Source organism: Georgenia sp. AZ-5, assembly GCF_043952095.1.
Classification (GTDB): Bacteria; Actinomycetota; Actinomycetes; order Actinomycetales; family Actinomycetaceae; genus Georgenia.
This window is the reverse complement of sequence record NZ_JBINOU010000001.1, coordinates 2006959-2020091: the sequence shown is the minus strand read 5'-3', so window position 1 is coordinate 2020091 and position 13133 is coordinate 2006959. Positions and strand designations below refer to the sequence as shown.

The following is a 13133-nucleotide window of genomic DNA, read 5'->3' as shown; positions in this document are numbered from 1 at the left end:
GCACGGCGTCCCGGCCGTGAGGAGGAGACACCGATGCTGTTCCTGGTCCACATGATCGTCGACATCCCAGGCACGGTCCCGGCCGAGGAGGCGGAGGCGGTCAAGGCCCGCGAGAAGGCCTACTCGCAGGAGCTGCAGCGGCAGGGGAAGTGGGCGCACATCTGGCGCGTCGTCGGCGAGTACGCGAACTACTCGGTGTTCGACGTCGCGAGCAACGACGAGCTCCACGAGATCCTCAGCAACCTCCCGCTCTTCCCCTACATGACCATCAGCGTCACCCCGCTCGCGACCCACGGCTCCTCGATCAGGTAGCCCCCGCCCGCCCGCAAGACCCGAAGCGCCCAAGGAGACACCGCACATGCCGACCATCCAGGTCCCCGGCGGCACGCTGAACTATGAGGACACGGCCGAGGCGGGGCTGCCCCCGCTGGTCCTGTCCAACTCTCTCGGCACGAACCTGTCGCTGTGGGACCCCCAGCTGCCGGCCCTGCGAGAGCGGTTCCGCGTCGTCCGCTACGACAGCCGCGGCCACGGCGGGTCCTCGACGCCGGAGGGGCCGTACTCGATGACCGACCTGGCCGGGGACGTCGTCGCCCTCCTGGACGCGCTCGGCATCGACAAGGCCCACTTCGTCGGCATCTCGGTCGGGGGGCTGACGGGGCAGTACCTCGCCGTGGAGCACCCCGAGCGGGTCGACCGGCTCGTGGTGGCCAACACCGCTCCGAGGATCGGCCGGCCCGAGGCCTGGCACGAGCGCGCGCAGACCGTCGCCGACTCCGGCCTGGGCGCCATCGCCGAGGGCGTCGTCGCCAAGTGGCTCACGCCCGGCTTCGCGGCCCGGCACCCCGAGGCCCTGCGGGAGCTCACCGAGATGTTCCTCGGCACGGACGACGCGGGATACGCGGCCACCTGCCACGCCCTCGCCGCCGGCGACGTGCGCGACCGGATCGCGGGCATCACCGCCCCGACGCTCGCGATCGGCGCGAGCGGAGACCTCCCCACGCCGCCCACCGCCACGCGCAGCATCGCCGAGGCGGTGCCGGGGGCGCGCTACGTGGAGCTCGACGCCGCCCACATCTCGAACCGGGAGGCGGTCGAGGAGTTCACCGCCGCGGTGCTCGACTTCTGCTCCTGACCCGGCGCCGGTGTCGGAGTCGGGTGGCGAGACCTCCCCGGCCCGCCCCCGCGCGGCACTACCCTGCCGGTATGACGACGATCTTCGCCGTGGAGTACCGGTACGACATCAGCCGCACGAGCGACATCGAGACCCTCCGGCCCAAGCACCGCGAGTTCCTCAAGGGGCTGCACGAGGCCGGCATGCTCATCGCCTCGGGGCCGTGGATGGACGCCGCGGCGCCCGGCGCGCTGCTGCTGGTGCGGGGCGACAGCCACGAAGCGGTCATGGCCGCCCTGGACCCGGACCCCTTCCACCGGGCGCACCTGATCACCAAGCGCAGCGCCCGCGCGTGGCAGCCGTCCATCGGCTCCATCGCCTGAGCGCCGCTCCCGGGGCGCGAACGGGCGGCCGCCGCCTGCCTGCGACGGCCGCCCGAGATCGCGCGATGAGTCGCGCTACGCGACGGGGTCGAGCACGAAGCCGTAGGTGACCTCCTTGCCGGCGCCGCCGTCGGTGCGCGGCTGGGGGTCCAGGAGCAGCTCGGGCTTGACCGCCGAGGCGATGTCGTCGTCCGTGTACTCCCCGCCCCGGAAGTACAGCTGGGCCGTGAGCTGCTCGTGCCCGGGCGCGGAGACCTTCACGTGCAGGTGGGCCGGCCGGAAGGGGCTCCAGCCCGCCGCCACCGTCATCTGGCCCGTCGCGCCGTCCATGGGGATGGCGTACGGGGCGGGCTGCATCGTCTGGATCTCGAACCGGCCCTCCTCGTCGGTGACGATCGTGCCGCGCAGGTTCCACTCGGGGATGCCCATGCCCTCGGCGAACTGCGAGTAGTAGCCGTCGTCGTCGGCGTGCCACAGCTCGACCTGGGCGCCGCCCAGCGGCGTGCCCTCGACCGAGGTCACCTGCCCCTTCCACAGCAGCGGTGTGCCCTTCTCGTCCGGCCGCATCGGCATCCTGGCCCGCGCCGGCAGCTCGGGGGCGCCGGGCACGTAGTACGGCCCCTCGATGGAGCCCTTCGAGCCCTGGCGGTGCGCGGTGCTGACCTCCTCGACCTCGTGCTCGACGAAGACGTCGAGCCACAGCGGCCACTCGCCGTCCTCGCCGACCTTGATCAGCCACGCCTTGACGGCGTCGTACTCGGCGTAGGTGATCTTGTGCCTGCGGATGACCTCGAACAGTCCCTGCAGCGTGTCGTTGATGATGGCGGACAGCCGCTCCGGCGGGGTGTCGGCCCTGACCTCCTTGTGGCGGAACTTGTCGGTGGCCCTGGCGCCGGAGGCGGCGGCCGCGGGGGCGTCGGTGTGGCTCACGATGAACTCCTTCGTCCTGTTCCTGGCGGGCGGTGCGGTGCTGCGGTCATGCGGTGGTCGGCGAGGCGGCGCCCGGGCGACGGTCGGCGGGGCGCGCCCCGGGGGTAGGGCCTGTTGGCGAGTCCAGGCGGTAGTGCGCGAGCTTGTCCTCGTCGATCGCGACGCCCAGGCCCGGCCCGGCGGGCACCGGCAGGCGCCCGCCGGAGATGACGAGCGGGTCGGTCAGCAGGTCGTCGCTCATGTCGAGGAAGTTCGACAGCTCGCCGGCGTGCCGCGTCGTCGCCTCGTAGGCGGCGCCGAACACCACGGAGCAGGCGGTGCCGAGCTGCCCGTCGATCTGGTTGCCGATGATCACCGGCACGCCCAGCCCCTCGCACTCGAACAGCACGCGCTGGGAGCCGGTGAACCCGGTGCGGGCCGTCTTGATGCTGATCGCGTCGGCGGAGCCGCCCAGCAGCTCGCGCGTCACCTCGCCGGGCCGGGTCGCGGACTCGTCGGCGACGACGGGCACCGGGCTCTGGCGCACCAGCCGCCGCCGGCCCAGGACGTCGTCGGCCGGGTTGAGCTCCTCGGCGAAGAGCAGGTCGAGGTCCGCCATCGCCCGCAGCGCGCGGACCGACTCCTCGGCCGTCCAGCCGCGGTTGCCGTCGACGTAGAGGTCGACGCCGTCCCCGAGCTCCTCGCGCAGGGCGCGGCACACCGCGACGTCGAGGGAGAAGGGGCGGCGACCCACCTTGACCTTGAAGGTGGTGACCCCGTGCTCCGCCCGGACTCGGCAGGCCTCCTCGACCATCCGCTCGGGTGTGTCGAAGCCCAGCATGTGCGAGACGCGCATCCCGTCGGCGAACCCGCCCAGGAGGGCCGAGACGTTCTGCCCCAGGTGCCGGCCCAGGGCGTCCCAGACCGCCATGTCGACGGCGGCCCTGGCCGCCGGGTTCCCGACCGTGCGGTTCATCCGGGCATGCATCTTCTCCCGCTCGAGCAGGCCGAGCCCGATGAGGGCGGGCTCGAAGAGCGTGCAGACGGCGGCGACGACGGACGGCTGGGTCTCGCCGTAGGTGAAGGGGCGCGGCGGGGCGTCGGCCACCCCGACGACGCCGTCGCCGGTGTGCACGCGAACGAGCACGTGGGCCGCCTCGTGCACCTCGCCGCTGGCGAAGCGCAGCGGCTTGCGGTACGGGATCGAGTACGGGACCGCCTCGATACGGGTGATCCTCATGCCACCTCCTCGGCCGGGGCCGTGCCGCCGAGGTGCTCGGCCAGCATGTCGACGAACCGGGCGGTGACGGGCGAGATGTCGTCCGCCCGCCACGCGAGGGCGAGCTCCACCGTGCCGACGCCGTCGACCGGGCGGTAGCGCACGCCGTCGAGCGTGAGAGCGCGGACGGAGTCCGGCACGAGCGCGACACCCAGCCCGGCGGCGACGAGCGCGATCATGCTCGAGGTCTGCTCCACCTCGTGGGAGCGCGCCACCGCGGTCCCCGAGCGGCGCAGCGCGGCGTCCACCTCGGCGCCGACGACCGACCGGGCTCCGCCCGGGTAGGTGAGCAGCACCTCCCCGGCCAGGTCCGTCACGCGCACGGCCGGCGCCGTGGCGAGGCGGTGCGCCGCGGGCACGGCGAGGACCAGGGGCTCCACCGACAGCGACCGGGTGCTCACCCCCGGCACCCGCACCGGCGGGCGCAGCACGCCGACGTCCAGACGCCGCTCCACGAGCGCGTGCTCCTGCGCGGGCGTCAGCATCTCCGAGTGCATCTGCAGCTCGACGTCCGGCAGGTAGGTCTGCTTGAGCCGGGCCACCTGCGGCAGCTGCCGGTAGGACGCCGAGCCGGTGAAGCCGACGCGGAGCAGCCCGGACCAGCCCTCGGCGAGCGCGCGGACGCGGGCCCGCGCGGCGTCGAGGTCGGCGAGGATCGCCACGGCGTCCGCGTAGAAGGCACGGCCGGCCTCGGTCAGCTCCACCCGGCGCGTGGTCCGCGTGAGCAGCGGTGTGCCGAGCTCCTTCTCGAGCTGGCGCACCTGCTGCGACAGCGGTGGCTGCGAGATGTGGAGGTGCTCGGCAGCCCGGCCGAAGTGCCGGAGCTCCGCCACCGCCACGAAGTACCGCAGGTGCCGGAGCTCCATCGCTTCCCCTTCGGTCCGTGTCGCGTGTGATGCGTGCCACGACTGTTCCGCGATCGTAGGGAGCGCTCACTAGGTCGCGCAAATACCTTTTGCCCACCTTATTGAGAGGGTCGGCGACCTGATCGCCCCCGCGCGCCCACGGGCGACCCGTCTCCTTGACACCCCCGGCCCGCCAACGGATCATGGGCATCAATTACGCGCACGTGTGCGCATGCCGAACACAGGGAGCTGAGCGGCGCGGATGCTGCACATCACCGATGACATCGCCGAGGCGGTCGACGGCATTCCGGACGGTGCCACCGTCATGATCGGCGGCTTCGGCACCGCCGGGCAGCCGGTCGAGCTGATCGACGCGCTGATCGCGCAGGGCGCCACCGGCCTGACCGTCGTCAACAACAACGCCGGCAACGGCGACGTCGGCCTCGCCGAGCTGATCCGGCTGGGCCGGGTCCGGAAGATCGTCTGCTCCTTCCCCCGGCAGAAGGACTCCTGGCACTTCGACGCCAGGTACCTCGCCGGCGAGATCGAGCTCGAGGTCGTCCCGCAGGGCAACCTGGCCGAGCGGATCCGCGCGGCCGGGGCCGGCATCGGTGCCTTCTTCACCCCCACCGGGTACGGCACCCTGCTCGCCGAGGGCAAGGAGACCCGCCGCATCGACGGGCGCGACTACGTCCTCGAATACCCCATCCGCGGCGACTTCGCCCTCGTCAAGGCGCTTCGCGCGGACCGCGTCGGCAACCTCGTCTACCGCAAGACCGCCCGGAACTTCGGGCCCATCATGGCCGCCGCGGCGACCACCACGATCGCGCAGGTCTCGGAGATCGTGGACACCGGGGCCATCGACCCCGAGAACGTCATCACCCCGGGCATCTACGTCGACCGCGTCGTGCGGGTCACGCCGGCGCCCGCCCACGAGGAGGTCGGACAGTGAGCGAGCGCCTGACCCGCGACGAGATCGCGGAGCGCGTGGCGCGGGACATCCCGCGCGGCGCCTACGTCAACCTCGGCATCGGCATGCCCACCAAGGTCTCGGACTACCTCGAGGCGGACCGGCAGGTGACCCTGCACACGGAGAACGGCATGCTGGGCATGGGCCCGGAGGCGCACGACGACGAGATCGACCTCGACCTCATCAACGCCGGCAAGATCCCGGTGACAGAGCTGCCCGGGGCGGCCTACTTCCACCACGCCGACTCTTTCGCCATGATGCGCGGCGGGCACCTGGACCTGTGCGTGCTGGGCGCCTTCCAGGTCTCGGCCACGGGCGACCTCGCGAACTGGCACACCGGCAGGCCGGGCGCGATCCCCGCCGTCGGCGGCGCCATGGACCTGGCGATCGGCGCCAAGCGCACCTTCGTGATGATGGAGCTGCTCACCAAGAAGGGCGAGTCCAAGCTGGTCGAGAGCTGCACCTACCCCCTGACCGGCCTGGGCTGCGTCAGCCGGGTCTACACCGACGTCGCCGTCTTCGACATCACGCCCGACGGCGTGGCCGTCACCGAGGTCTTCGGCGAGGACACCGTCGAGTCCCTGCGGGAGACGACCGGCCTGCCCCTGATCGACGCCACCGTCCCGGTGCGCTGACGCACCGCCCCGAGAAGAGAGAGCCCCCATGGCAGCCTTCATCTACGACGCCGTCCGCACGCCGTTCGGGCGCTACGGCAAGGCCCTGGCACAGGTGCGCCCCGACGACCTCGGCGCCACCGTGATCAAGGCCGTGCTCGAGCGCAACCCCGGTCTCGACCCGGCGCGGATCGACGACGTCATCTTCGGCAACGCCAACGGCGCGGGCGAGGAGAACCGCGACGTGGCGCGCATGTCCTCGCTCCTCGCCGGCGTGCCCGTGTCCGTGCCGGGCGTGACCGTCAACCGGCTCTGCGGCTCCGGCGTGGAGGCGGTCATCCAGGGCTCGCGCGCCATCGAGACCGGGGACGCCGACGTGATCCTCGCCGGGGGCACCGAATCCATGTCCCGCGCCCCCTGGGTGCTGCTCAAGAACGACCGGCCCTTCCCCGCCGGGGACCAGACCCTCGTCTCCACGACGCTGGGCTGGCGGCTGGTGAACCCGAGGATGCCGAAGGACTGGACCGTCCCCCTCGGCGAGGGGGCCGAGATCCTCGCGGACATGTACCGGATCTCGCGCGAGGAGCAGGACGCCTTCGCGCTGCGCAGCCACCAGCTCGCGACGAAGGCGTGGGACGAGGGACGCTACGACGCCGAGCTGGTGCCGGTCCCCGGGGTCGACCTCGACCGCGACGAGAACATCCGCCGGGACAGCTCGATGGAGGCCCTCGGCAAGCTCAAGCCCGCCTTCCGGCCGGCGGACGAGGGGTCGGTCACGGCCGGCAACGCCTCGCCGCTCAACGACGGCGCGTCGGCGGTCCTGCTCGCCGGCGAGGGCTTCGACGGCGAGCCCCTGGCCCGCGTCGTCTCCCGCGGGGTCTCGGCGCTGGAGCCCCAGCTGTTTGGCGCCGGCCCGGTCGAGGCGGCCAACATCGCGCTGCGCCGCGCAGGGAAGACGTGGGACGACGTGGACCTCGTCGAGCTCAACGAGGCCTTCGCGTCGCAGTCCCTGGCCTGCCTGAAGCAGTGGCCGGACCTGGACCCGGAGAAGGTCAACGTCGACGGCGGCGCCATCGCCATCGGCCACCCGCTCGGCGCCTCCGGCGGCCGGATCGTCGGCCACCTCGCCCACGCCCTCAAGGCCCGCGGCGGCGGCGTCGGTGTCGCCGCGATCTGCATCGGCGTCGGCCAGGGCCTGGCGGTCGTGCTGGAGGCCTGAGCTCCGCCTGCCTTCTCGGGCCCCGGGCGGGCCACGCCCGCCCGGGGTGCCGCGGCGACGCCCGGCCGGGACCGTCAGCGGCGCCGCGGCCCGTCAGCGGCGCCGCGAGGTCGGCTCGTGGCGGGCGACCGCCCCGCTGATCTCCTCCGCGGTGCGCAGCAGCGCGTCGACGAACTCCGCCGGCACGCCGTTCCCGCCGAGCGTGTAGGAGCTCAGCGGCAGGTTGATCGCGGCGACGACGTCTCCCCGGGCGTCGCGCACGGGCGCCCCGAGCGTGGTCAGGCCCCGCTCGAACTCCTGGTCGATGAGGCAGTAGCCCTGCTCACGCACCCGGGCGAGCTCGGCGACCAGCGCGGCACGGTCGGTGATGGTCCGCTCGGTCAGCGCGCCGAGGTCGGAGTCCTCGAGAGCGGCCGCGAGCTCCTCCTCGCCCAGCGCCGCCAGCAGCACCCGGCCCATGGCCGTGGCGTGCGCGGGCAGGCGGGTGCCGACGTGCAGGACGGCGTCGATGATGCGCCGCCCGGGGATGCGCTGGACGTAGACGATGTCGGCGCCGTCCAGCACGGCCATGGAGCACGACTGGCCGGTGACCTGGACCAGCCGGGCCATGGACGGCGCGGCGAGGCTCGGCACGCGCAGGCTCGACCGGTACGCCTCCCCCAGCTCCAGCACCCGCGGCCGGAGGCTGAACTCACGCCCACGCGCGAGCACGTAGCCGACCTCGACCAGGGTGAGGAGCACCCGCCTGGTCACGGCACGGTTGAGGCCGGCCGCCTGCGCCACCTGGGCGAGGGTCTGCGGCTCCTCCGAGCCGGCGAGCGCCTTGATCACCGCGAGGCCACGCGCGAGGGACTGCAGCTCCTCGGGGGCGCCCTGACCCTCTTCCATGTCTCCTCCAGCTCCGTCGCCGCCGCTGTGCCCAGCGCCGGCTCCACGCCCCGGCGCGGCGAGGGAACGCGGGCGCCGTGGCGGCGCCACAAGGACCCGCCCCGAGCATACCGTTCGGCAAGCGCACGACTGCATCGGCTGGCGAACGGTGCGGCCCCATGCCCACCGCCGGGCTTGCGCCGACCGGCGCGGGCCTACGCCGCCGCGCGGGCGCCGGTCGCCGTCGTCGGCATTCGCCGGGGCTCGCGCCGCCCCCCGGCGGGGGGCTCAGACCTCCAGGTGCCCCAGCGGCCGCAGGTCGGCGTCGATCGCCGCCGCGGTGCGGCGCAGCTCCGGCAAGACGCGCTCCACGAGGTCGCCGGGCGTGCCGGGCACGACGGCCGTCGCCACGTTGATCGCCGCGACGACGTTGCCGTCCCGGTCGTGCACCGGCACGGCCAGGGACCGCAGCCCCTCCTCCAGCTCCTGGTCCACCAGCGCGTAGCCCTGCCGCCGCACCTTGGCCAGGATCGCCCGTAGCTGCGCGGTGTCGGTGGTCGTGTAGCTCGACCGCCGCTCGACCCGCACCGAGGCGATGAACCCGTCGATCCAGTCCTCCGACCGGGAGGCGAGCAGCACCCGGCCCATGGAGGTCGACTCGGCCGGGAACCGGGTACCGGTCCTGATGCGCACGCGCATGATGCTCCGCGTGGCCACCCGGGCGATGTAGACGATCTGCCCCGCGTCGAGCACTGAGGCGGACGCGGACTCGCCCACGCGGGCGGAGAGCGCCTGCAGGTGGGGGGTGATGACGTCGGCCAGGGTGAGGTCCGCGAGCTGCTCGAAGCCCAGGTCGAGCAGGCGGGGGCGCAGCGAGAACTCCCGGCCGGTCTGCGCCGCGTACCCGAGGTCCACCAGGGTGTTCATGGCCCGGCGCACGCCCGCCCGCGTCATCCCCGACCGGCTCGCGATCTCGCTGAGCGTGAGCCGGGGGTGGCCGGCGTCGAAGACCCGGATGACCGAGAGACCGCGCTCCAGTGACCGGATGACCTCCGCGCCGCGCGCCGGCTCTGGGCCGTCGGCGGCGCGCGCCTCGGCACCGGCGGCCCGGGCCTCGGCACCCGCGGCCCGGGCCTCGGCACCGACGGCCCGGGCGCCGCCGGTCCGGACGGCTCCGGCGGGCGGCCGGGCGGGGGGCATCCGCCGGCCCCTGTCGCGATCTTCCATCCCGGCATGCTAGCGGCCGGCACCCCTGGCGGCCCGGCCCACGGCCGGGGGCTGCCCCGTGACGCCGCCGGCCCCGGACCACGCGCGAGAGGGCGTGTGCCGGGGCCGGCGGTTGGTCGGTGCGACGGGCCGGGCGGTGCGTATCAGCGGGCCCCGGGCGTCACCACGCCGTCACTCGCTGGTGCGGCCGGCCGACTCGCGGTCGTCCGCGAAGGGGTCGACCTCGCCGGCCTCCCGGCCGGCGCCGTCGGTCGCGGCCGGGATGCCGCCGGCGGCCGGCTCGCCGGCGTCCAGGGTCTTGGGCTCCGCGGCGGCGAGGGCAGCGGTCTTCTTGTTCTTCCGCAGGCTGGTGATGACGGTGATCGCCAGCACGCCGACGATCCAGCCCAGGGACACGGCGGTGGTGGGCTCGGGCAGGCCGTGCCACGGCTCGCCGCCGTTGATGAAGGGCAACTCGTTGGTGTGCAGGGCGTGGATGAGCAGCTTCACCGCGATGAAGCCGAGGATGGCGGCCAGGCCGTAGTGCAGGTAGACGAGCTTGTCGAGCAGGCCGTCGATGAGGAAGTACAGCTGTCGCAGGCCGAGCAGCGAGAACGCGTTGGCGGCGAAGACCAGGTACGGCTCCTGGGTCAGGCCGAAGATCGCCGGGATGGAGTCGACCGCGAAGAGGATGTCGGCGCTGCCGATGGCGAGGATGGCGAGCAGCATGGGGGTGATGAACGTCTTGCCGTGGTGGCGGTGCACCAGCTTGCCGCCGACGAAGCCCGGGGTCACGGGCACGAAGCGGCGGACCATGCGGACGAAGCCGTTCTCCTTGTACTCCTCGTGCTCGTCCGGCTCCTCGACGCCCTGCCGGGCCTGCGAGATGGCCGTCCACAGCAGGAAGGCGCCGAAGAGGTAGAAGACCCAGGAGAAGTTCTCGATCACCGCGGCGCCGACCGCGATGAAGACGGCCCGCAGCACCAGGGCGATGATGATGCCGGCGAGCAGGACCTCCTGCTGATACTTCCGGGGGATCCGGAAGGCCGCGATGATGATGACGAAGACGAAGAGGTTGTCCACCGAGAGGCTCTTCTCGGTGATGTAGCCGGCGAAGTACTCCCCGCCGTACTGCGAGCCGTAGGCGGCCCAGATGATCAGGCCGAAGATGATCGCCATCGCGACGTACGCGACCGACCACCAGGCGGCTTCCTTCATCGACGGCGCGTGCGGCGTGCGCACGTGGCCGACGATGTCGACCGTGATCATGACGAGAATGATCGCGATGAGCACGATCCACCCAAGGGCGTGGACTTCCACGGCTCTCCTCCGGTACGTAGGGACAAGTACCGGAGGTCTCTTCCGCCTGGTCCGGGCAATCCTCGTCCTCGACAAGGATGACCGTCATGGTCCGGGCCGGTGGCACCGAGCGAGCAACGTCACCCACCGTGATGACGGCACCACTGTTCGGGGAATACTCCCCTCCGCTCCCCGAACCCTACGTCACGCCCCGCGGGGTCGCGAGACCCACACGCCGTGAGATTCGACTCCGGCGTATCGGGCATACCGGACGCGTAGGGGGTCAGGCGTTCGCCGCGGTCATCTGGCGCAGCTCCTTCTTCAGGTCGGCGATCTCGTCGCGCAACCTCGCGGCCAGCTCGAACTGGAGCTCCTCGGCGGCGGCGTGCATCTGACCGGACAGGTCCTGGATCAGCTGGGCCAGGTCGCTGGCCGCCGCCCCGGCGAGCTTCTCGCGGACCGACTCCCCCGCCCTCTTCCGGTCCTTGCCGCCCGGCCCCCTGCCCGCGCCGCGGTACCCGCCCTCGAGGAGCTCGGCGGTGTCGACGTCCTCGCGCGCGAGCATGTCGGTGACGTCGGCGATCTTCTTGCGCAGCGCCGTCGGCTCGATGCCGTGCTCGGTGTTGTAGGCGACCTGCTTCTCCCGCCGGCGGTTGGTCTCCTCGATGGCGTGCGCCATGGACGGCGTGATGGTGTCCGCGTACATGTGCACCTGGCCGGAGACGTTGCGGGCCGCGCGGCCGATGGTCTGGATCAGGGAGGTCGAGGAGCGCAGGAACCCCTCCTTGTCGGCGTCGAGGATCGCCACCAGCGAGACCTCGGGCAGGTCCAGGCCCTCCCGCAGCAGGTTGATGCCGACCAGCACGTCGTACTGGCCCAGGCGCAGCTCGCGGAGCAGCTCGACGCGGCGCAGCGTGTCGACGTCGGAGTGCAGGTAGCGCACCCGCACGTCGCGCTCCAGCAGGTAGTCGGTGAGGTCCTCCGCCATCTTCTTCGTCAGCGTCGTCACCAGCACGCGCTCGTCCCGCTCGACCCGCGCGCGGATCTCCCCGAGCAGGTCGTCGATCTGGCCCTTCGTGGGCTTGACCACCACCTCGGGGTCCACCAGTCCCGTGGGCCGGATGATCTGCTCGACCACGCCGTCGGACTGGCTCAGCTCGTACGGGCCGGGCGTGGCCGAGAGGTACACCGTCTGCCCGATCCGCTCGAGGAACTCCTCCCAGCGCAGCGGCCGGTTGTCCATCGCCGAGGGCAGCCGGAAGCCGAAGTCGACCAGGGTGCGCTTGCGGGACATGTCCCCCTCGTACATGGCGCCGATCTGCGGCACGGTCACGTGGGACTCGTCGATGACGAGGAGGAAGTCCTCCGGAAAGTAGTCCAGCAGCGTGTGCGGCGGGGTGCCGGGGCCGCGGCCGTCGATGTGCCGCGAGTAGTTCTCGATGCCCGAGCACGTGCCGATCTGGCGCATCATCTCGATGTCGTAGGTGGTCCGCATGCGCAGGCGCTGCGCCTCGAGGAGCTTGTTCTGGCGCTCGAGCTCGTCCAGGCGCTCGGCGAGCTCGGCCTCGATGCCGCCGATGGCGCGCTCCATCCGCTCCGGGCCGGCCACGTAGTGGGTGGCCGGGAAGAGGTGCACGGCGTCCTCGGTGCGCACGACGTCACCCGTCAGCGGGTGCAGGGTGCTGAGGGAGTCGATCTCGTCGCCGAACATCTCGATGCGGATGGCCAGCTCCTCGTACACCGGGATGATCTCGATCGTGTCTCCCCGGACGCGGAACGTGCCGCGCGTGAAGGCCATGTCGTTGCGGACGTACTGCATCTGCACGAACCTGCGGAGCAGCTCGTCCCGGTCGATCTCCTGGCCCACCCGCAGCTGGACCATCCGGTCGACGTACTCCTGCGGGGTGCCCAGGCCGTAGATGCACGACACCGAGGCGACCACCACCACGTCCCGACGCGTCAGCAGCGAGTTGGTGGCGCTGTGGCGCAGGCGCTCCACCTCGTCGTTGATCGACGAGTCCTTCTCGATGTAGGTGTCCGTCTGCGGGACGTAGGCCTCGGGCTGGTAGTAGTCGTAGTAGGAGACGAAGTACTCGACGGCGTTGTTGGGCAGCAGCTCCCGGAACTCCGTCGCCAGCTGCGCGGCGAGGGTCTTGTTCGGTGCCATCACGAGCGTCGGCCGCTGCACCTGCTCGACGAGCCATGCCGTGGTGGCCGACTTGCCGGTGCCCGTGGCGCCGAGCAGGACGATGTCCTTCTCCCCCGCCCGCAGACGCTCCGTGAGCTCCGCGATCGCGGTGGGCTGGTCACCGGACGGCCGGTACTCGGAGACGACCTCGAACGGAGCCACCGAACGCTGCAGGTCGGTCACTGGGCGCATGCCCCAACGGTACGTCGCGCCACCGACACCGGGGCACCCGCGCGACCC

13 protein-coding genes are annotated in these 13133 nt (G+C 72.4%); 6 read left to right on the top strand and 7 right to left on the bottom strand.

All coding sequences use genetic code 11. From position 1 onward, the window contains the following. The first annotated feature begins 33 nt into the window (after positions 1–33). The 3 genes from catC (at position 34) to ACF0H8_RS09505 (ending at position 1497) form a co-directional block, all read left to right on the top strand. On the top strand, positions 34–312 hold the full coding sequence (gene catC / locus ACF0H8_RS09515; RefSeq protein ID WP_395288700.1) for a muconolactone Delta-isomerase: 279 nt from the start codon (positions 34–36) through the stop codon (positions 310–312). A gap of 46 nt (positions 313–358) precedes the next feature. Then, positions 359–1135 (top strand): 3-oxoadipate enol-lactonase, encoded by a 777-nt coding sequence (gene pcaD / locus ACF0H8_RS09510; RefSeq protein WP_395288699.1) that lies wholly within the window; start codon positions 359–361, stop codon positions 1133–1135. Positions 1136–1206: 71 nt separating this feature from the next. Then, positions 1207–1497, top strand: a complete 291-nt coding sequence (locus ACF0H8_RS09505; RefSeq protein WP_395288698.1) for a YciI family protein — start codon at positions 1207–1209, stop codon at positions 1495–1497. 75 nt (positions 1498–1572) lie between these two features. Here the strand turns inward: ACF0H8_RS09505 and catA are convergent, their stop codons facing one another. The 3 genes from catA to ACF0H8_RS09490 are packed head-to-tail and all read right to left on the bottom strand — an operon-like array spanning position 1573 to position 4551. Continuing rightward, positions 1573–2427, bottom strand: a complete 855-nt coding sequence (gene catA, locus ACF0H8_RS09500) for a catechol 1,2-dioxygenase (protein ID WP_395288697.1) — start codon at positions 2425–2427, stop codon at positions 1573–1575. A gap of 46 nt (positions 2428–2473) precedes the next feature. Further along, the gene (locus ACF0H8_RS09495; protein WP_395288696.1) at positions 2474–3646 is read right to left on the bottom strand and encodes a mandelate racemase/muconate lactonizing enzyme family protein; all 1173 of its coding nucleotides are present in this window, start codon (positions 3644–3646) and stop codon (positions 2474–2476) included. Then, positions 3643–4551: a LysR family transcriptional regulator gene (locus tag ACF0H8_RS09490; protein ID WP_395288695.1), complete on the bottom strand. Its 909-nt coding sequence runs from the start codon at positions 4549–4551 to the stop codon at positions 3643–3645. Before ACF0H8_RS09490 ends, ACF0H8_RS09495 begins: the two co-directional genes overlap by 4 nt. Before the next feature lie 241 nt (positions 4552–4792). Here ACF0H8_RS09490 and ACF0H8_RS09485 point away from each other — a divergent pair, with 241 nt between their 5' ends. From ACF0H8_RS09485 to ACF0H8_RS09475, 3 genes are read left to right on the top strand one after another with little or no spacing between them, the layout of a single operon-like run. Continuing rightward, positions 4793–5482 (top strand): 3-oxoacid CoA-transferase subunit A, encoded by a 690-nt coding sequence (locus tag ACF0H8_RS09485; RefSeq protein ID WP_395288694.1) that lies wholly within the window; start codon positions 4793–4795, stop codon positions 5480–5482. Further along, positions 5479–6135: a 3-oxoacid CoA-transferase subunit B gene (locus ACF0H8_RS09480; protein WP_395288693.1), complete on the top strand. Its 657-nt coding sequence runs from the start codon at positions 5479–5481 to the stop codon at positions 6133–6135. Before ACF0H8_RS09485 ends, ACF0H8_RS09480 begins: the two co-directional genes overlap by 4 nt. Before the next feature lie 28 nt (positions 6136–6163). Then, complete coding sequence (locus ACF0H8_RS09475; RefSeq protein WP_395288692.1) at positions 6164–7333, top strand: thiolase family protein; 1170 nt, start codon at positions 6164–6166, stop codon at positions 7331–7333. A gap of 93 nt (positions 7334–7426) precedes the next feature. Here the strand turns inward: ACF0H8_RS09475 and ACF0H8_RS09470 are convergent, their stop codons facing one another. The 4 genes from ACF0H8_RS09470 to uvrB all read right to left on the bottom strand — a co-directional run bounded on the left by ACF0H8_RS09470 (position 7427) and on the right by uvrB (position 13085). Next, on the bottom strand, positions 7427–8221 hold the full coding sequence (locus ACF0H8_RS09470) for an IclR family transcriptional regulator C-terminal domain-containing protein (protein WP_395288691.1): 795 nt from the start codon (positions 8219–8221) through the stop codon (positions 7427–7429). 267 nt (positions 8222–8488) lie between these two features. Further along, a complete protein-coding gene (locus ACF0H8_RS09465; RefSeq protein WP_395288690.1) occupies positions 8489–9427 on the bottom strand; it encodes an IclR family transcriptional regulator C-terminal domain-containing protein in 939 nt (312 codons plus the stop codon). Positions 9428–9598: 171 nt separating this feature from the next. Continuing rightward, on the bottom strand, positions 9599–10726 hold the full coding sequence (locus ACF0H8_RS09460; RefSeq protein ID WP_395288689.1) for a TerC family protein: 1128 nt from the start codon (positions 10724–10726) through the stop codon (positions 9599–9601). A 262-nt stretch (positions 10727–10988) separates the two neighbouring features. Beyond that, positions 10989–13085 (bottom strand): excinuclease ABC subunit UvrB, encoded by a 2097-nt coding sequence (gene uvrB, locus ACF0H8_RS09455; protein ID WP_395288688.1) that lies wholly within the window; start codon positions 13083–13085, stop codon positions 10989–10991. Positions 13086–13133 lie beyond the last annotated feature (48 nt).